Origin of the sequence: Aeromonas sp. 600886 (genome assembly GCF_049174935.1) — a bacterium.
Lineage (GTDB): Bacteria > Pseudomonadota > Gammaproteobacteria > Enterobacterales > Aeromonadaceae > Aeromonas > Aeromonas veronii_A.
On the sequence record NZ_JAAKUB010000015.1, the window covers coordinates 62905 to 82678 of the forward strand.

Annotated in this window: 15 protein-coding genes and 3 tRNA genes; 11 read left to right on the forward strand and 7 right to left on the reverse strand. The window is 56.4% G+C overall.

The window, feature by feature from the left end:
- Positions 1-57: 57 nt before the first annotated feature.
- The 3 genes from G5179_RS12915 (at position 58) to G5179_RS12925 (ending at position 370) form a co-directional block, all read left to right on the forward strand.
- A tRNA-Gly gene (locus G5179_RS12915) sits at positions 58-133 on the forward strand.
- A gap of 35 nt (positions 134-168) precedes the next feature.
- Positions 169-242: transfer RNA gene (locus G5179_RS12920), tRNA-Cys, on the forward strand.
- Between the two features lie 41 nt (positions 243-283).
- Positions 284-370 (forward strand) — tRNA-Leu (locus tag G5179_RS12925).
- Positions 371-911: 541 nt separating this feature from the next.
- On the opposite strand, the gene G5179_RS12930 is transcribed toward G5179_RS12925, so the two are convergent.
- A complete protein-coding gene (locus tag G5179_RS12930) occupies positions 912-2267 on the reverse strand; it encodes an 8-oxoguanine deaminase (RefSeq protein WP_421258498.1) in 1356 nt (451 codons plus the stop codon).
- Positions 2268-3339: 1072 nt separating this feature from the next.
- Between G5179_RS12930 and G5179_RS12935 the strand changes: the two genes are divergently transcribed.
- From G5179_RS12935 to G5179_RS12945, 3 genes are read left to right on the forward strand one after another with little or no spacing between them, the layout of a single operon-like run.
- The gene (locus tag G5179_RS12935; protein WP_421258499.1) at positions 3340-4074 is read left to right on the forward strand and encodes a competence protein CoiA family protein; all 735 of its coding nucleotides are present in this window, start codon (positions 3340-3342) and stop codon (positions 4072-4074) included.
- Positions 4071-4397 (forward strand): hypothetical protein, encoded by a 327-nt coding sequence (locus G5179_RS12940; RefSeq protein WP_421258500.1) that lies wholly within the window; start codon positions 4071-4073, stop codon positions 4395-4397. Before G5179_RS12935 ends, G5179_RS12940 begins: the two co-directional genes overlap by 4 nt.
- Before the next feature lie 59 nt (positions 4398-4456).
- Entirely contained in the window at positions 4457-5932 is a 1476-nt protein-coding gene (locus G5179_RS12945) for an ATP-dependent nuclease (RefSeq protein ID WP_421258501.1), read from the forward strand.
- 108 nt (positions 5933-6040) lie between these two features.
- Here the strand turns inward: G5179_RS12945 and G5179_RS12950 are convergent, their stop codons facing one another.
- Together G5179_RS12950 and cysS are read right to left on the reverse strand one after the other, a co-directional pair.
- Positions 6041-6682, reverse strand: coding sequence for a hypothetical protein (locus G5179_RS12950; protein ID WP_421258502.1), 642 nt, complete (start codon positions 6680-6682; stop codon positions 6041-6043).
- Between the two features lie 118 nt (positions 6683-6800).
- A complete protein-coding gene (gene cysS, locus G5179_RS12955; RefSeq protein ID WP_216953310.1) occupies positions 6801-8177 on the reverse strand; it encodes a cysteine--tRNA ligase in 1377 nt (458 codons plus the stop codon).
- A gap of 212 nt (positions 8178-8389) precedes the next feature.
- On the opposite strand from cysS, the gene G5179_RS12960 reads away from it, so the two are divergent.
- From G5179_RS12960 to G5179_RS12975, 4 genes are all read left to right on the forward strand, one after another.
- Positions 8390-8887 (forward strand): peptidylprolyl isomerase, encoded by a 498-nt coding sequence (locus tag G5179_RS12960; RefSeq protein ID WP_005337417.1) that lies wholly within the window; start codon positions 8390-8392, stop codon positions 8885-8887.
- The gene (locus G5179_RS12965; RefSeq protein ID WP_421258503.1) at positions 8877-9674 is read left to right on the forward strand and encodes a DUF4269 domain-containing protein; all 798 of its coding nucleotides are present in this window, start codon (positions 8877-8879) and stop codon (positions 9672-9674) included. The genes G5179_RS12960 and G5179_RS12965 overlap by 11 nt, the downstream gene beginning before the upstream one ends.
- Positions 9671-10426, forward strand: coding sequence for a UDP-2,3-diacylglucosamine diphosphatase (gene lpxH / locus G5179_RS12970; RefSeq protein ID WP_421258504.1), 756 nt, complete (start codon positions 9671-9673; stop codon positions 10424-10426). The genes G5179_RS12965 and lpxH overlap by 4 nt, the downstream gene beginning before the upstream one ends.
- Positions 10427-10723: 297 nt before the next feature.
- Positions 10724-14158, forward strand: coding sequence for an ImpA family metalloprotease (locus G5179_RS12975; RefSeq protein WP_421258505.1), 3435 nt, complete (start codon positions 10724-10726; stop codon positions 14156-14158).
- Between the two features lie 177 nt (positions 14159-14335).
- On the opposite strand, the gene nrfD is transcribed toward G5179_RS12975, so the two are convergent.
- The 4 genes from nrfD to pdsA form a co-directional block, all read right to left on the reverse strand.
- Entirely contained in the window at positions 14336-15289 is a 954-nt protein-coding gene (nrfD, locus tag G5179_RS12980) for a cytochrome c nitrite reductase subunit NrfD (protein WP_421258506.1), read from the reverse strand.
- Between the two features lie 69 nt (positions 15290-15358).
- Positions 15359-16027 (reverse strand): Nrf-like electron transfer protein NetC, encoded by a 669-nt coding sequence (gene netC / locus G5179_RS12985; protein ID WP_421258507.1) that lies wholly within the window; start codon positions 16025-16027, stop codon positions 15359-15361.
- Entirely contained in the window at positions 16024-16644 is a 621-nt protein-coding gene (gene nrfB, locus G5179_RS12990) for a cytochrome c nitrite reductase pentaheme subunit (RefSeq protein WP_421258508.1), read from the reverse strand. The genes netC and nrfB overlap by 4 nt, the downstream gene beginning before the upstream one ends.
- Before the next feature lie 153 nt (positions 16645-16797).
- The gene (pdsA, locus tag G5179_RS12995; RefSeq protein WP_421206411.1) at positions 16798-17409 is read right to left on the reverse strand and encodes a periplasmic diheme shuttle PdsA; all 612 of its coding nucleotides are present in this window, start codon (positions 17407-17409) and stop codon (positions 16798-16800) included.
- Positions 17410-17655: 246 nt separating this feature from the next.
- Here pdsA and G5179_RS13000 point away from each other — a divergent pair, with 246 nt between their 5' ends.
- A complete protein-coding gene (locus G5179_RS13000) occupies positions 17656-19740 on the forward strand; it encodes an OmcA/MtrC family decaheme c-type cytochrome (RefSeq protein WP_421258509.1) in 2085 nt (694 codons plus the stop codon).
- Positions 19741-19774: the final 34 nt, after the last annotated feature.

Sequence of the window (19774 nt, forward strand, 5' to 3'; positions counted from 1 at the left end):
TGGGCGAGGAACATCGCTAGAATGCGTCCTCGTAGTCAGGCAGTCAGCCAGACCAATGCGGGAATAGCTCAGTTGGTAGAGCACGACCTTGCCAAGGTCGGGGTCGCGAGTTCGAGTCTCGTTTCCCGCTCCAAATTCAGACAATAGAGAGCCAACTCTCTTTTGCATGGCGCGTTAGCAAAGCGGTTATGCAGCGGATTGCAAATCCGTTTAGTCCGGTTCGACTCCGGAACGTGCCTCCATATTGACAAGCCCGCCACGCGAGCTTGATACCGATTGCGGTGCCCGAGTGGTGAAATCGGTAGACACAAGGGATTTAAAATCCCTCGACGTTCGCGTCGTGCCGGTTCGATTCCGGCCTCGGGCACCATATTACAGTCTTAAAAAATATCAAAACCCGCATAGCCAAAGGCTTTGCGGGTTTTTTGTTGTCTCTCGTCGACTAATCAGGCCTTGTGATATTCCTCCGAGATTAGGGGAAGCATGTTCCGGCAGGGGGAAAAAAGCCCCTCATATGCTTGCTATGCCTGGCTGTGAGGTGGTGGATTATCCTCCCTGCACTTGTCATCTACTCCCAATTGAAACGGGAGATCCCTCCATTTCGCTATCCGACTCCATGGGGTCACAAGTAAGGGGCGCTGGTCAGCAGCAGAGGCTGCCTGATGAAATAGGCCCTCCCTATCGGGGGAAGTACAGGCGCCTCAGGTTCTGCCCCGGTAGAAAGGAGAGGGGCTGGTACCAGTTGTCTATCCAGAGGTTTCCTTGAAAGAGGCAAGGGCCAAGAGAGAGGAAGCCGCAGGCTGCGGGCCGATGCTATCGGCCCAAGTCTTGCCCGAAAGCAGAGCAAGGTGGTCCGCGGCTCACCAGTGAGAACAGCTTTGCGGCTATTGGCAGAGTGGCACCAGAGTCGGCTAGCCATGCACCAGCGCGGCGGCGGCCACCTTGTGACGGGCAATAAGCTGCTCGATATCCAGCCCCTCGATGGCACCGTCCACCACCCGCCACTTGCCACCCACCATCACCCGATCGGCCCGCTCGGCGCCGCACAAGATCAGGGCCGCGATGGGGTCGTGACTGCCGCTAAAGCGCTGGTCGTCGAGCTTGAACAGCGCCAGATCTGCCTGCATGCCGGGCAGCAGCTCACCGAGATCGCCGCGCCCGAGCAGCCGGGCCGAGCCTACGGTCGCCCACTCCAGCACCTTGCGCGGAGTGATGCGCTCGGTGCCGTAGCGCAGCCGCTGCAGATAGAGCGCCTGACGGGCCTCCTGCATCAGGTTCGAGGCATCGTTGGAGGCCGAGCCATCCACCCCGAGCCCCACCGGCGCACCAGCCGCCTCCAGATCCAGGGTCGGGCAGATGCCGGAGGCGAGCCGCATATTGGAGACCGGACAGTGGCACACCCCGGTGCCCGCCGCCCCCAGCCGCGCAATCTCGTCCGGATTGAAGTGGATGCCGTGGGCCAGCCAGGTGCGATCGCCAAGCCAGCCCACCTTTTCGAGATAATCGACGGTGCGCAGGCCAAAGCGTGCAAGGCAGAACGCCTCCTCATCCAGCGTCTCCGCCAGATGGGTGTGCAGCCGCACATCGAGCTCGGCCGCGAGTCTGGCGCTTTCCACCATGATCTCCTCGGTCACCGAGAAGGGGGAGCAAGGGGCCAGCGCAATCTGGATCTGCGCCCCGGCGCCGCGCTCGTGATACTGGCGCACCAGCCGCAGACTGTCATCGAGGATCTGCTGCTGCCCCTGCACCGTGTGGCGCGGCGGCAAGCCCCCCTCATCTTCGCCAAGGCTCATGGAGCCACGGGTCAGCATGGCGCGCATCCCCAGCTCACGCACCGCCGCCACCTGAATATCGATGGACTCCTCCATCCCGCGCGGGAAGAGGTAGTGGTGATCGGCCGCCGTGGTGCAACCCGAGAGCAGCAGCTCCGCCATCGCCACCTTGCTCGCCAGCGCCAGCGCATCCGGCGTCAATCTGGCCCAGACCGGATAGAGAGTCTTGAGCCAAGGGAAGAGCGGCTGATTGACCACCGGCCCCCAGGCGCGGGTCAGGGTCTGGTAGAAGTGGTGGTGGGTATTGATAAGGCCCGGCAGCACCACATGGTCGCGAGCATCGAACAGCTGTTCGCACGGTCGGGCAGGCTGTTGGCCTGCCGCCAGCACCTCGCTTATCAGACCGTTTTCAATCACCAGCCCGCCGCGGCCATCGACCGTTTCGGGGGTAAAGGTGGCAAGGGGGTTTTTAATCCAGATACGGGTAGCGGACATGGCCGACTCCTCCATCAGTGACACATAGGGGTGAGCCAGCTCAGTTATACCCTGTCTGCTGATCCAGAGGCGGCGGTCAGCGACCGCGGCCAACCCAGTCTAGACATACGGCGCAAAAAGTCTGTGATCGCCGTTTTGAATCAAGGTGATAGCGACGGATTACCCAAGGCGACCAACCGCACAAGGTTCATCCTGCAATTAATCAATCAGTAATTAACAAAAGCTTGTGCCAGCGCAAAAAAACCTCTGGTTTCTGATAGTTGCGTGATGGCCGCCATAGTTAAGCGCTCAATGAATCCGTAAGATATTTGGCGGCGCCTGTTGGCCCCTTTTCCCAAACCAAGGTCAACGGCGCAATGTGGCAGCGACAGTCAGGGGCGGTAGCGTCTTTCACGGAGACCAGCCGGTCTCCCGCCCCTGCGCCAAGGCAACCGTCCCCTCTCCCCCTGCGGGAGAGGGTTAGGGTGAGGGGTCGCCAACCCCGTTGGCATGACTTCGCCAGCAGGGTCGGTAGGGTCGATTAGCGAAGCGTAATCGTCCGCGGTAACCGCTCCCCTTACAGGTGAAGCCCATGGCGCAATCCGCCAAGCCTGTTGCCGCAAGCAAACCCGCGTCGAATAGAGGTGCAATTCACTTCGTTCATTGCACCCTACGGTATGGGACAAACGGGCTCACCTCGGCGAACAACAGGGGGCAACCCCCAACCCGCCGCCCCGAGGCAAGTTAACAGGCGTAGGTCCAATAAGCGCAGCGCATTGCACCGCGGTAACTCCTCAGCCTATTCGGGGTAAAGATCGGGCGGGTTGTTGTCTCGCTGCCAGCCCATCGCCCACCCCATGGCGAGATCAGATTGTCGCACCTATGCAACAAGAATCATCGACATGGTTGCATAGGTGAAAAAATCATGGCGCGTACAGCTGCAAGCGGCAGATATCCCTATCGGGAAACGGTTGTATATCGAAGGTCCGATAGTGAGTATTTCACCGTGATGACACCTTATTTCTCGAATGTCCGATTACGCTTCGCTAATCGAACCTACGGTTTTCATATAAAAAGTTTGAAGTGATATTTTATGTCAAAGTATAAATTCGCATTTAATTCAAAACATGAAGTTATCTCTGCAGATGATATTGCAAACAAACCTGTAGATGATACTTACCATTGTCTTGGCTGTGGTAATGAATTGACAGCAAAAGTAAACGGCCAATTGAAAAAACCTCACTTCGCACATAAAGTACAAATTGAATGCAGTGGGGAAAGCTATCTACATAATTTAGGTAAGCAAACATTTTATCAAACTTATTTACATTGCCTTGAAAGCAATGAACCATTTAATATAACGTTGACCTCTGCCAAAGTATGCCGAAAGTTTCGACCATTGATATTGACCGGCTGTGACTTGGGTGAGACAAAGAAAACCTTCGATCTCACAGACTACTTTCATAAAGTTGTGTTGGAGAAAAAAGATGGCAATTTCATTCCAGATTTAATGCTGGTTAGTATAAAAAATCCATCAGATAAGATTTATATAGAAATAGCAGTCACTCATTTCATGAGTGATGAAAAAGAGTTTTCAGGAAACAAAATCATTGAAATACCATTAGAATTTGAAGCTGATGTTTCTAAAATCTCAAAAGCACATTTAACCCCAACAGATGCTATGTTTATTGGATTCAATCAATCAACAACAGCAATTGCGGAAAATGAATGTTCATGCTCAAAAAAAATTTCTATGGATTTTTTGTATTTTCATCAGGAAAATCTATTTTGCTATACAGAACATTATCCGCGCATTATTACTACATGAATCAGCACCATGACTCTTTAATTTATTCAAATATCATTTATGACCGTACTTTAAATATCAAGTCGCAACTTAGAACAACAAGTGACGAATTATTCAACTCTAGCGAAAACAATGGCACACTATTTATTGAACAAGTTAGATTAGCTGCTAGCCGCGGGGTGAAAATAAGAAATTGCTTCCTGTGTAGCTATAAAGGTGAAAATTGGGATTACGATGGAAGCAATCCTATTTTTTGCAAAGGTAAAAAATTCAAATGCTCTTCAAGCCAAGCGGCTGAATGTGATTGGTACAAAGTGGATGCCAAATATAAAACAACTTTCTAGCTAAACCTTAACCACCTTTAATAAATCTCAATCGGATAAATAATCTCGAGGATACATAAATGTTTATTGAGTCAGTTAAAATTGAGAATTTCAAGGGGTTCCATGGTGACAATAATATTCTTCAACTAAAAATCCCTGATGGAGTTACAGAAGGAAGTGGGTTGAATATCTTTGTAGGTGAAAATAACTCTGGTAAGTCAACCGTCTTTGAAATTTTTGATTTTATAAAAGATGGTACAAAAAAAGACATAACTGACTTACTAAACAAATCTATACCTACTAATACAGCTTCAGTGCTATCCGTAGAAGTAACCTATACAGGGAATATCAGAAACGTTATCAATAATCATATTCAAGGCAATAAGGTAGGGACTTTTTTATCCAGTGTATATGATGAAAATGATCAAGAAAAGTTTAAAGTAAAACGAAGTGCAGACATTAATAATGAGGGGGATTTAAAAAGGATCTTATTTTGGAATGAAACTAATGGCACTCATAGCAACACAGCTGGAATAGATGCACCATTTAAAAAACTATATGATAACAACTTCATCTGGGCAGATACAAACCCGAGTGACGAATCTAAGTTTGGAGCATCTACAATTTGTGGTGCTTTATTGAAGGAAATAGCCTCTGGACATATATCCACAGCAGAGTACCAAGAGTTCACCGAAGTTTACAACAACATATTTAATAACCCAGCATCACAACTAAGAACACGACTGGCTCAAATTGAAAACAGTGTACAAGATGTTTTCTCTTCCCAATTTGGTCATGCAAACATCTCATTTACTTTTGATGAACCTCAGATCGATAGCTTTTTTAAAACCGCAGGGATACTTATTGATGATGGGGTATCTGTACCTATGGGAGAAAAAGGACATGGTATGCAACGGGCTGTCGCATTAGCTCTGCTCCAAGTCTATGCTCATATAACCGCTACTGCATCTAATACTCCTATTTCAAAACCATTCTTTTTATTTATTGATGAGCCAGAGATCTGCTTACATCCATCAGGTCAAACAAAATTATTAGAAGCACTGATGGTGATATCTAAAGAGCGACAAGTTTTTATTACTACTCATTCTCCATTCATGCTCTCTTCACCAAAATTAAGAAATGCTGGGCTCTTTATTTTCAAAAAGACAAACAATATAAGTTCAGTCTCACGAGCAGACACATCTCCAATGTTTCCATGGAGCCCATCATGGGGAGAAATAAGCTATAGAGCATATAATCTACCAACTGTCGAACTGCATAATGAACTTTATGGCCATTTACAAGAGTTAAGCTCTTCAAATACAATTCGCTCATTTGAGCAATGGCTTTCTCAGAATGGCATCCAACGAAATAAACAATGGACTCAGGAACGACAAGGCGTTCCTCTGCAACCCGAACAAACTACGTTGCAAACTTTTATAAGAAATCACATACATCATCCAGAAAATACCACGATGCGGGGGAATATATATACACAATCTGAACTGAATCAATCTATCGTAGAAATGATTGGTCTACTCGCACTCTTTCCATAACTAACTGTTTCAAAGACTAAATAATAATTACAATCTAGAAAAAGCCGCAGCCTTGAGCTGCGGTTTTTATTTCTATTCCCCAAACACACTTCTATCCCAACTAAAAAACTATTTCCCCAACCCCTTGCACTGCTCTCCCCCTGCGGCGGGATAAGCGGTGAGCGTCTCATAGAGGGCGGCGCGCAGGCTGCCGGATTGGCAGAAGTCGCAGCTGCCGCCGGCGTCGATATCGGTGATGCGGGCGCCCTGCGGCCCGTCCAGTACCAGATAGGTGCTGACAAAACGGTAGGTGCCGCTGGGGACGTCGAGCGGGGTGCCCGGCTCGCCAAAGGTGAAGCGCACCTTGACCTCGCTGCGATCCCGGCTGCCGGCGATGGCGCGCGACGAGAGGATCTCCGAGCCCAGCAGGTTATCCCAGGCGTTGGGCAGGAAGGGGTTGCCCTCGACAAAGGGGGGCTTCTCGTCGGGGGCCTCGCGGGTGGCGATTTCGCGCGCCCTGGAGGCGGCATTGAGCAGGCAGAGCAGCTCGGGGGAGACGATAGTGGGCAGCGCGCCGCCAAGCTCGCTCTGATAGAGGCCACTCGGTTTGACTGCGCGCTCCCAGTCGAGAAACTGGGCCACCTTGGCCTTGGCGCGGGCACTGGCGGCTGGATCGAGTTTGCCGCTGGTGGTGGTGCCCGCATGGGCCGGGGCGATCAGGGCCGCCGCAGAGAGGGCCAGTGCCAGCACGGGCCAGCTGGATATCTTCATGGTGCCATCTTCCTTATGTTCGATTGCATGGGCCGAGCCTTGAACAACGCGCAGGGCCCTGAAAAAAAGAGCGCAGCCCAAGGGCTGCGCTCTGCGTCAGGTCGTCAACCGGCGGCCCTTAGGCACGGCGCCAGCTGGTCTTGCCGGCGCTGTCTTCCAGCACTATGCCCATCTCGGTGAGACGGTTGCGGGCGGCATCCGCCGCAGCCCAGTTCTTGTCGGCACGGGCCTGATTGCGCTCGGCGATCAGGCGCTCGATCTCGGCAACCTCTTCGTCCGCTTCATCACCCTTCAAGAAAGCCTCAGGGTCTTGCTGCAGGATGCCGAGCACGGCGCCCAGCTCGCGCAGACGGGCGCCCAGCGCGGCGGCAACGGCCATGTCCTCGCCCTTCTGGCGGTTGATCTCGCGCACCAGATCGAACAGGGCGGAGTAGGCTTCCGGGGTGTTGAAGTCGTCGTCCATCGCATCAACGAAGCGAGCCACCTGCTCGTCACCACCGGCAGCAGCGGCTACCGGCAGATCCCGCAGGGCGGTGTACATGCGCTCCAGCGCGGCGCGGGCTTGCTTGAGGTTATCTTCCGAGTAGTTGAGCTGGCTGCGGTAGTGGCCAGACATCAGGAAGTAACGGACGGTTTCGGCGTCGTAGTGGGCCAGCACATCGCGGATGGTGAAGAAGTTGCCAAGGGATTTGGACATCTTCTCTTTATCCACCATCACCATGCCGCTGTGCATCCAGGTGTTGACGTAGTCGCCACCGTGGGCGCAGCAGGACTGGGCGATCTCGTTCTCGTGGTGCGGGAACTGCAGATCGGAGCCGCCGCCGTGGATGTCGAAGTGGTTGCCAAGGTGCTTGGAGTTCATGGCGGAGCACTCGATGTGCCAGCCAGGACGGCCCGGACCCCAGGGGCTTTCCCAGGTCGGCTCGCCCGGTTTGGACATCTTCCACAGCACGAAGTCGAGCGGGTTGCGCTTGGCATCGACCACGTCAACGCGGGCACCGGCTTGCAGTTGCTCCAGATCCTGACCGGAGAGCTTGCCGTAGTCGGCGTAGGATTCGACGATAAACATCACGTCGCCGTTATCGGCCACATAGGCGTGCTCTTTATCCAGCAGGGATTGCACCAGCTCGATGATCTCTTCGATGTGCTGGGTGGCACGCGGTTCGATATCCGGGCGCACCATGCCGAGGGCGTCGAAGTCGGCGTGCATGTCGCCAATCAGACGCTCGGTCAGCTCGTCGCAGGTGACGCGGGTTTCAGCGGCACGCTTGATGATCTTGTCATCCACGTCGGTGATGTTGCGCACGTAGGTGAGGTCATAACCGGCGTAACGCAGGTAGCGAGCGACCACATCAAAGGCGACGAAGGTGCGGCCGTGGCCGATATGACAGTGATCGTAGATGGTGACACCACACACATACATGCCCACCTTGCCCGGGTGGATAGGTTTGAATTCTTCTTTTTGACGAGTGAGTGTGTTGTATATCTTCAGCATCTTCTAACCACTGCCTGTGAGTAAAATGGTTGGTCATAATACCCCGTTCAGGGGCAGAAAACGAGGCAGAAAACGTGGCCAATCCCGCCTGCCAGCACGGTTACGGCGCCAGAGAGACTATGCCGCCAGCCCCTGATGGGCTAGAATTGCCACCACTTTATGCCATACACCTGCGGGCACTTCGTCGTCCGCATCAAATGAAAGGACATATCATGGTCACTCTGCACACCAATCACGGCGACATCACCCTCACCCTGAACGCTGAAAAAGCCCCGGAAACCGTGGCCAACTTCCTGCAATACTGCCGTGACGGTCACTACGACAACACCATTTTCCACCGCGTCATCGACGGCTTCATGATCCAGGGCGGCGGCTATGCCCCGGGCTTTGAAGAGAAAGACACTCGCGCTCCCATCAAGAACGAAGCGGCCAACGGTCTCTCCAACAAGATCGGCACCATCGCCATGGCCCGCACCATGGAGCCGCACTCTGCCAGCGCCCAGTTCTTCATCAACGTGAACAACAACGACTTCCTCGACTTCAAATCCGCTACCACCCAGGGTTTCGGCTACTGCGTATTCGGTGAAGTGACTGCCGGTATGGACGTGGTCAACAAGATCAAGGGCGTCAAGACCGGTAACTACGGCCGCATCCACCAGGACGTGCCGGTAGAAGACGTGGTGATCACCAAGGTGACCCTTGCTGACTGATCTCTGCCGACTCGGCACTGACAAAACTGCGGCCCCGGCCGCAGTTTTTCCATCTGCCTCCTCCACTGCCAGCCCAAACTGGCGCCGCCTCGACTATCTGGCCCACGGCAACCCGCGCCAGCGCTCGGCCCATGCCCTGCTCACCGCCGGTGTGTGGGATGAGCTGGCCGCGCAGTGCGCCGATATGGCACTGGTGAGCACGCTCGCCATCGGCCTCGATCGGCCCGGCAGCGATCTCGATATCCTCTGCCAGCATCCAGATCCCGCAGAGTTTGCCGCTACTTTTGCAGAGCAAGGCTGGCAGGCGAGCGACAAAGGCGACAATGTCTGGCTGCTGGAGCGCACCTTTTCCTGCCTCGAGCAGAAGAGTATCGATAGCGATTGCTACAAGAGCGATGCCTGCTGGCTACTGGAGCTCTATGTCACCCCAGCTCCCATCGAGATGCAGAACGGCTGGCGCCACCTCACCTTGATGGCGGCCCTGCTAGAGCGTTTTGGTGATGCCTTCTACCGTGACGTGCTACGTCTGCGCCTTGAAGAGGGGCTAAAAGGGGAGGCGGCCATGTGCCGGTTGCTGGGGCTGGAGGGCGCTCCTTATGAAGCGCTGCTGACGCTGGAGGGATGCAATCTGGCCGAGCTGTCATGGCAGCCGCCATCCCGTGACGATATCCATACCTCAACTAGCGCGATGGCGCCCGCAGCACACGATCCGTCCCCTGTTGTGTCTACTATCTCTGCCACCCCTGTTTGCCCTGTTTCGACCGAGAGCCCGATCCCCACATCATGAGCACCCTCTTTATCAGTGACATTCACCTCTCTGCCCAGCGGCCCGATATGACCGCGGCACTGGTGCGCTTTCTCGAGCACGACGCCCCCGGCGCCGATGCCCTCTATGTGCTGGGGGATCTCTTCGAATTCTGGATTGGCGATGATGACCCCAATCCGCTCCATCAACAGATGGCCGATGCCTTTTTGGCCCTGAGCCAGCAGAACGTGCCCATCTACTTTATCCACGGCAACCGTGACTTTCTGCTGGGCCAGCAGTTTGCCAAGCGCGCGGGGATGACCCTGCTGGGGGACCCCTGCGTGATCGACCTCTATGGGGAGCGGGTGGTGCTGAGCCACGGCGATCTGCTCTGCACCCTGGATCTGGGGTATCAGAAGTTTCGTCGTATCACCCAGCTCAAATGGCTGCGCTGGCTCTTTTTGCGACTGCCGCTTGCCCGCCGTCAGGCCATCGCCAGCAAGATGCGCGGCCAAAGCCAGATGGAAAATGCCCACAAGAGCCAGATCATCATGGATGTAACGCCCGCGGCGGTGGACGACACCCTGCGCGCCCACGACTGCCGGATGATGATCCACGGCCACACCCACAGACCCGCCATCCACGACTTCATCCTCGATGGCCACCCCGCGCGGCGTATCGTGCTGGGGGACTGGTTCGAGCAAGGCTCGGTGCTGGTCTGCCGCCCCGGCGAGCAGCAGCTGGAAATGCGGGCGCTGGCAACGATCGACCCCGCCGCTCAGCCATCCGGCTGACATCCCCCCTGTGCGGGTTGCAGGCAAAACCTGCGGCCCAGCATCCCCTGTTAACCCGGTGAACCGACTCATTACGGTGAGCTCAGGCTGGTATGGCCTGTGCCGATGGGGTGCTCGCCCCATCCCTATCGGTTCTGCTGCGCCAGCAACACCAAATACGACAAAAGCCGGCCAAAAAAACATCCAAGATGCTGAAAATAAAGCAAAATGACCATTCAATCAGCGTTGAAATAAGCAAGGCAGCTCATTAGACTACCGACTCCCCTACCCGTCGTAACACAAGGAACGTATCAAACAATGAAAAAGACGGTTCTCACCCCCTTACTGGCGCTGTTGATCACAGGCTGTGGCGGCGGTGATGGCGAACAGGAAGAGACCCCTATCCGCCCCCCTGTCACCCCCAACTATTTCGAGGCATCCAGCCAGAGCAGCGCGGGCGGACAGTTGAACCCCACCAGCCTGCGGTTGGCGGCGGGTGAACAGGGGCGCTTCTCGGTACAGGCTGACAGCGGTTACCTCCTGACCGGGATAAGCGGCTGTGATGGCACCCTGGACGGCCTCACCTATACCACTGGCCCCATGCGCAGCGATTGCCAGATCTCGGCCAGCTTCACGCAGGAGAGTGCAGCCGTCTATTTCAACGCCACCACTCAAGCTTCTCTGGGGGGCTCACTCAGCCCCGACGCCCTGCGTCTGAACGCCGGTGAACAAGGCCGTTTCACCGTACAGCCCGAGAGTGGCTTCGTGCTGGCGCAGGTCACTGGGTGTGAGGGCACCCTGACGGGTAACATCTACACCACAGCACCCATGCGCGCCGATTGTCAGGTCTCGGCCCGCTTTATCAGCGATGCCGCCAATGCGATTGCCCGGGAAGATCATACCCTTGCCAGCGAGCAATCCCTGATCGCCCATGCCCGTGCGGCGATTGCCGACAGTGAGGCTCACCGCACCGAGCTGGTTCGCAGCCTCTATCAGGGAATGGCACAGATCAGCTGGAACCCGAGCCACGACTCCATCACCTTTTCCAGCTTCCAGCCGGAGAGCACGGTGACCCTGCTCCCCTCCAACATTAATGGCAAGGGGGAGAGCGAGATCCGGGGGCTGGTGATGGTCTCCGAGCAAGCCGATTACCGTCAGGCCGCCATGGGGGCGAACCTGTTTTCCGTTGACCGCACAGCGCAGAGCGAGGCGCTGCTCAAGGGGCTGATTGGCTGGCTGACCCGGGGCAAGGATAGCGATGGCCTGCGCATCCTCACCGCCCAGATGCCAAGCCGCGCCGATAGCGTCTATTTTCCCCATAACGAAGGCATGCGTGACTGGCTCAAGGCGATCTATCCCGACAAGCACAGCATCAACCCGGCCAATACCTGCGATTATCAGGCGCTGAGCGACTGTATAGACACCATGGCGCCGGAGCTTATCGTGATCAGCGATATCGACCGCCAAGGGCTGGGGTATCAGGGGATCGCAGAGGGGATCGCCAAGGCCAAAGCGGCCGGGATCCCGCTGCTGCTCTCCAACTATCGGCGCGATGCCAGCCCGCTGCTAAGCCCCCTCTATCTCGATATGGGGCTGGTCACCTGGGGCAACTACTGGTCAAAACTCAGAGCCAGCGATCTGGCAGTGAACACCATCATGGCACCCGACGCCCAGCTGATGGCGGTCGATACCCTGCTTGGCAACCTTCTGGATCGCAACTTCACGCCCCAGTGGCTCGATAGCTGCGGCGGCAACTTTATCAATTGCGGTGGCTCGGAGAGCTTCAACCAGCAGTTCAAGCTGGGTGCCGACTGGCTGAGAAATGGGGCCATCACCCTCGACAAGGCCGGGATCAGTCCCTTTGCCCGTGACGGCGTGACACTGTTGCCCGCCACCCTGCTGCTAGCCGACAAATACCGTGCCGCCATCGACTACCCCATTGCCTGGGATGAACATCAATCCTGGCAGCAGGCGATGTTTGCCGACTGGCTGGTGAGCTATGCCCGCACCCGTACCCCGGCCCAGCCCGATCTGGGGGAGTACGTCACCGATCGCAACAAGGTGGTGAAGGGACAAGCAGCTCACTACGCCTATCCCGCAACGCTCACCGACAGTCGGCGCATTGCGGTTCCCTACAGCGGGCAGTGGACCACCACCGGCTGGTATGCCCTGCCGGGACAAACCATCACCCTGAGACGCACCGATAACGCCGATGTGTCCGCTACCGTCCGACTCAACTACCACAGGCCCAACACCAATCGCGCCTATGAGCAGAAGATCTATCGAGCCCCGCTGGAGCTGACCACCGGACGACTGATCTTGGCCAAGGGGGGCAGCGTCACCTTCACCTCTCCTTATGGCGGCCCTATCTATCTCTATCTGGAAGGGGCGGCTGCATCGCTGGCCGTCCAGGTGAGCGCCACGGGCGTCACCCGTCATCCGGCCATCATGGATTTCAGTGATGAGCAGCAGATCCGCGAGTTCAACGAGCGGCTGGAACAAACCGAGCTGCCCCATATCGATCTGCGGGCCGATGGCGCCGAACAGCATCTGCGCCGGGATCGCTTCACCAAGGCGGTGGGTGGCGTCATCCCCGACACCAATGCCCTGCTCGACAGCATCGCCCGGGATCACATCAATGGTGTCTACACCCTGGCGGGCCTGAAAATTCAGGGCAAGGGGCTCGATGAGTCGCTGCCTGCGGATGTTAAAAACGCCTGCGTGGCACTGTTGGGGGAGGGGTGTCTCGATGAATCGCTCCATACCCGCACCATCATCCAGCATGCCAACTATGACCAGAATGCCCATTGCGGCAGCGGTTGCAGCGGCAACCCGTGGGACTCTTCCGGCAGCATCAGCCCGACCGGCTGGCTCGACAATCACGAGCTGGGCCACAACCTGCAGACCAACCGGTTGAACGTGCAGTACGCTGCGGCAGACGATGCCGACAACTGGAGTGGCTACGGCAGCCGGGCGGGGGAAAACTCCAACAACATCTTCCCTTATGTGGTGAAGTGGCGCGCCCATTATCTGAGAGATGGCAACACGGCGCCCATCAAGGATGGACACATGAATCACAAGGATCTCTTCTATGTGTTCATGTCTGATGCGGCGCAGGTAAGGGACAGGAGTGGCAACCGCCTCGTGCTCGGGGCCAACTGCAAGGTGCTCGATACCGGCGAGAGTCGCTACGAAGCCCCCTGGAAGAGCAATGCCTACGCCGTCCACAACGGCTATCGCATGGCGTTTTATATCCAGATGGCATTACGCGCCCACCGTATGCTCCTGACTGATGGCACCCGGCTGAACGATGGCTTCACTCTCTTCACCCTGCTCTATCAGCATTCACGGATCTTCGGCGCGGCAGCCGACAGTGAAGCGCAGTGGAATGCCAACAAGGATAGGCTCGGCTTTAGCCTGTTCCCCTACTCGGGGCATGCGGTCTATGGCGGCAAACGGGTACGCGACATACCGGGCAATGACTTTATGCTGGTTGCACTCAGTCGGCTCACCGGTTGGGACTGGCGCAATCATTTCGATCTGCTCGGCCTGCGTTACTCAAGCCTCGCGGTCGCTCAGGTGCAGGCCAACCAGCGTTATGGCAGCCTGCCGATGGGGATGTATGTGCTGGAGGATGACCTGCCCCCAGCCAACATGAGCGAAGGTGTCACATTCCTGCCGCTCTCCGAAAGCGACGGATCCACCCTCTGGCCCCGCAACAGCGGCTCGCCAAGCGCCTGCCCAACACCCTGAATCCGGTCATCACGATAACCACAACAAGCGCCCGGCAGGGCGCTTGTTGTTTATCCAGCCTTTGGCCCCATGGTGGATGCCGAGAAGGTTGGGGAGTCTGCGTGGAGAAGAACGAGCCGAAAATGTGTAAGCCTGTGTAAGGACTAGACACATCTCTGGCCCATCCACGCAGCCATGTTACAGCACCGTCATCTGACCGGCATAGAGGATGAAGTAGCGCAGCAGCAAGATCCCCACCAGGCTCAGGCTGCAGACCAGCACCAGGTGGGAGCGCTGGAGCTGGCGAGCTGGCGAGCTGAACAGCCCCAACAGTTGGGGAAGCAGGATGCCGATGCCAATCACGCCAAACCAGAAGACCTGCGACCAGAAGCCGCCGCCTATGGCCGCCCACATCGCTGCCTCCCGCTGGCCGCCACCGAAGTAGAGGCCGGTGAAGAAGCAGACCAGCAAGAAGATCTCGATAGCCACCATGGGGCGCTCGAAGCGGTGTACAAAGCTCACCCCCTTGCTATGGCTGCTCTCCTTGAACAGAGTCACCGCCAGCAAGATGGTGGAGGCTACCCCCGAGCTGATACCGGATACCAGAAACAGCGCCGGCAGGATCGGGTTGTTGAGCATGGGGTAGGTCTTGAGCGCCGAGAGCAGGAAGCCGGTATAGGCCCCCAGCAGTACGGCCAGCAACAACAACAGGGGAGTAAGCAGTCGCTCAAGCTGTGCCACCTTGCCTATCAGGGTATCGATGAAGGCGAACCTGTCCGCCAGCAGGTGCCGCCGCAGCCCCTCGATCTCGGCTCTGAAGAGCACCGCCAGCCAGGCAAACAACACAGTCATATAGACCTGAAACAGCATGACCCCCATCGACATCACGGAATCGAACTGATAGTGGAACATCAGCTTCCAGAAGGTCCAGGGACGAGCCAGGTGGAAGATGAGGATCAGCAGCCCCAGTATCACGCTGAGCGGGGCCAGAATGACGGTCGCCCTGATGATGCCGTTCTCGCTGCCGGCCCCGCGCTGGCGCAACAGCACCGAGAGGGTGACTGAACCGGCGGAGATCCCCAGCAGAAAGAGGTAGATGGCGATGGGACCATCCCAGACCAGTGAGTCGAAGTGAAATGCGTTATGCCACATGGTACACACCTCCCGTTTCGCTACTCACCATCTGCAGAGGGATACCGCCATGATGCGGGTTATGTGGACTCATGATTTTATCTCCCCTTTTGGTACCCGATACATCTTGGGTGAGGTGCCGAGGAACTGTTTGTAGCGATAGGTGGTCTCGTGCACCAGCCGCTTGGCGATCGGGCTGTGAGGATCATCCAGATTGCCGAACACCAGCGCCTTGGTAGGGCAGGCTTCGACACAGGCGGGTTGCTTGCCGTTGGCCAGATTGGTTTTGCGGCAAAAGTCGCACTTGTCGGCAGTGCGGGTGACCGGGTTGATAAAGCGGACCTGATAAGGACAGGCTGCCAGACAGTAACGGCAACCGACACAGAGATCGGGGTTGATGTCGACGATGCCATCCTCGGCCCGGATATGGGATGCACCCGTCGGGCAGACATGCACACAGGGGGCGTTATCACAGTGCTGGCAGGACTTGCGGAAAAACCGGTACTCCTGATCCGGATATTCACCCACAGGACCGGAGCGCAGGATCTGCAGGCGGGCTACCCCTTGTGGCACCTGATTGACTTCCCGGCAGGCATCCATGCAGGCGGTACAACCGATGCAGGCTGTCTCATCGTGGATCATGCCGTAGCGCACCCCCCCGATGGTCATGCTGTTGGCCAGGGCGCGGGGCGACCCCGTCATCAGGATCAAGGCGCTGGCACTCATCCCCACCATAAACTCGCGACGGGTCGTGCTCATGCGCCCTCCTTGGCCGCGGCTTGCTGCCTGGCCTCATGCTGCTTGCTGTGGCAGTCGACGCACAGCTTGATGCGGGCCTTCTCGGGGATGCCGACCATGGGCTCTTTGGCCGGGTGCAACTGATGGCAGCTGGTGCAGGTCACGCGAGTCGCATGCACGTCGTGAGCCCACAGCGCCTTGCGCAGATCATCGGGCTCATGGCAGCTCATGCAGACGCCGTTTTGCTGGCTGAGCGGGAAGGCATCGTCGCCAAAGCGCATCACGTCGACAATGCCGCCACGCTGTTTGCGGTGCTGGGCTGACGGGTTGCCGTGACAGTTGGTACAGGTCACCGCTTCATTGGTATTGGGGTTGGTGACGCTGGCATGCTTGCCATGCATCCCCTCGTTTCCATCGTGGCACTTGTCACACTTGGCGAAACGGGCGGCCGCTGTTTTCTCGGCTGCGGCTTTCTTCGCGGCTTTGGCCTGGCGTGCGGCCAGTGCATCGGCGGCACTGCTATCGGCCACAGTGCTGACGGCTGCAGACGCTGGTTCGACGGCGGTCGCTGCGAGGGCAAACTGGCTTGCACCCAGACAGAGCGCGGCAAGCAAGGCCCATGGCATTATTTTTTTCATACTGGACTCCGGATCAAAGAGGTTCAGCGGCGTTATCCACCCCCTGACAAGAAAAAGAGCGACAAATACCTCCCAAAATGCCAGAAACGGGCAAGAGGCCCCCACCCACGACAGAGTGGGGGCTTGAGCAATGGATAAACCTGACCGCTTTGGTTATTGCTGGCTGGCGTAGTACTCGGCCAACGCCTGGAGATCGGCATCACTCATGGCAATGATGGCGTTGTTCATCTTCTCGTCATTGCTGCGTTTGCCCGCCTTGAACTCTTGCAGGGCCATCAGTATGTAACCTTTTGGCTGACCGGAGAGGATGGAGGCTTCATCGTCGGCAACGGATCCACCTTCGGAGTGACACTTCTTGCAACCTGACTCCTCATGCAGTTTTTGCCCGGCTTTGGCCAGTGCGGCATCGAACGGCTGCTTCATCGGCTGGTAGGGCAGTTCGGCATAGTAAGCTGCCAATTCGTCGATCTGATCGTCGCTAAGACCCTTAACAATGTCGGTCATGTTTCCCTGTTTGCTGGTGTCACCGGTGACATGATTAACGGTCTTAGCAGGGCGGCCATCCAGGTAACTTCGCATCTGCTCCGCAAGATTAGATTCTGCAATTCCGGCGATTGTCGGAATATTTGTATGTGAGCTGATCCCCTGATTACCGTGACATGCGTTACATGTTTTGGCCATCTCGTCGACCCCGGCAAAGGCTGGCCCAATTGAACCAATCAACAGAGATAACCCCACCACTTTCCATTTCATGCTTCGCTTCATTTTGCACTCCTTTTGACATAAAAATCGCAAAAGACAGCTTATACCGTTTTTTTATTCGAAAAAGTGGGCTTAGTCCCGCTTTTGAGACTTCTGTCAACGTCGAGAGCCACATAAACCTTATAATTCGAGTGGAAATGGTTTTTGACCAAGGTGGGGCTCAAAAGGCTTCAATGTTGCATGTTTTTGGGACTTTTCTGAGACAGCTCATACATGAAATAAAAAATCCGATAAAAAAGGATAAACAAGATGAAATACTGGAAAGCGCTGGTGGCAGCTGCAATGGTGCTCACCCTCTCGGCCTGTGGTGGCGGGGGGGATGGCAGTGACAAGAGTGAGCCACCCACCCCTCCTCCAGGAACCCCTGGATCTCTGATTATCTCGGCGTCGACACCGGTTCTCACCCCGGATGGTCAGCTCTCGGTACAGTTCAACGTGACGGACAAACAGGGCTCGGGTTACGACCTAGGCGCTACGATCCCCTCATTCACCCTCAACAAGGTGATCCCCGGCCGCGATGCCACACGTGAAGACCCGGCCATCTGGAAGAGTTTTATCTACCGTTCCGGCAAAGCCACCAGTGAAAACAGCGGCAAGCTGGAGTCACTGGGCAATGGGCAATATCGCTACACCTTTGCTATTAACCCCACCACAGTGCCGGATCCCTATCCTGCTGATTCACAGAGCAACAATGGCGTGATTAGTTGGGATGAAACGGCGACTCATCGTGTGGGTATCTTTTTTGGTGGCAGTAACAATGTCCCCGTCACCAACTATGTGCTGGACTGGGTGCCGGCTGGGACGCGCGCCGCTTTGACCCGGGATATCGTGGATCAGAGCAGTTGTAACAGTTGTCACATGAAGCAAGCGATCAAACACGCGGATCGCGCTGACCCCAAACTCTGTGTCACCTGTCACAACGAGAGCAATCCGGCCATTGCTACCCGCCGCTCTCTGACGACCATAGTGCACAAGTACCATGGCAATCTGGATAGTACGGATACCAAGACGGTCAGCCACTTCCCGCAAGACTCGCGCAACTGCGATACCTGTCACAAGGACGCCACGCCAGCCACCCTCAATGCCGGTAACTGGCAACATGCCCAGGAAAAAGCGTGTGGTGCCTGTCATGCCGATTCAACCAGCTCCACAGGTTTTGATGCTCACATCACTGGCAAGATAAACAGTGGCGCAGTCTGCACCCAGTGCCATGGCGCTGATCCGGCCAGCAGCAAGTCCCCCTACATGGTCCACCTGGGTTACATGGCCAACGAGGCGATTGGACGCGACAAGCTGCAGTTCACGTTCGATGACGTTCGCTATGCCGCTCCCAATATCGAGATCGAACTGACCGTCACCGTCGACGGTACGCCGGCCGAGAGCGTTAATGACGTGCTGAAATATGTCAAAGATGGCAATCCGGCCATTCTGGTCAATTGGGATCAGGGCCAGGGATTCGAGCTGGCCACCACCAACCCGCAGACTTTCGCCACTGGCAACAAGATCGAGTTCAGCAAGTGTGTCAGCCAGGGCACAGGTCGCTTCCTGTGCAGCAAAGAGACAGGCAACGAGGTCAATGGCACCCTGGCCGCGACCATCGCCGATCTGAGAGTCTGTGTGGCGCGTAAAGCCGATCGCAACGGGGCGTTTGCCGCAGGGGATCTGCTGCCTTGCAGCAGCACTGCCAGCGCACTCTCCCTGATCGCCATCAATCCGGTCAACGCCTACTTCCGTGCCGAAGGGGGCATCGACAGTAGCTATCTGCTCAAGGCCGGAGCCGATCTCGCTTCCTGCAACAGTTGCCACAAGGAGCTGGCAGTCCACATGAGCAATCATGCGGCCAAGGATATGAGCCAGTGCACCAGTTGCCACAACGCGACCCGTACCTCGTTCTATGCGGGGGTGCCGGGGGACCTGAAATATCACGTCCACTCCTTCCACGCGCTGGGCGCCAAACATGGGGGAAGTGCTACCTTCCCGGGCGATATCAGCAACTGCGAGTCCTGTCATACCCAGGGGCAATACAACCTGCCCAACCAGCAGAACGCGCGCCCCTCTCTGGTCGCCACCACGGCTGACAACAAACAGCCCAAATACTTCAGCCCGGTGCTGGTGGTCTGCTCCAGCTGCCACCTCAAATCACCGCTGGGGTTGGTCAAGCCGGATAGCCCGGTGGCAGGGGATGAGTGGGCTACCCACATGAAGAATAACGGCGCCGTCTTTGGTGCAGAGACGATCGAAGCCGCAACCGGTGTTGAACAGTGTGCCTCTTGCCATGCCGTCGGGCAGGAGCAGGGTGTCGACAAGGTTCACAAGGTCTACGACTTCCGTTGATGAAATCCTGCGGTCAGGGGGTAACCCCTGGCCC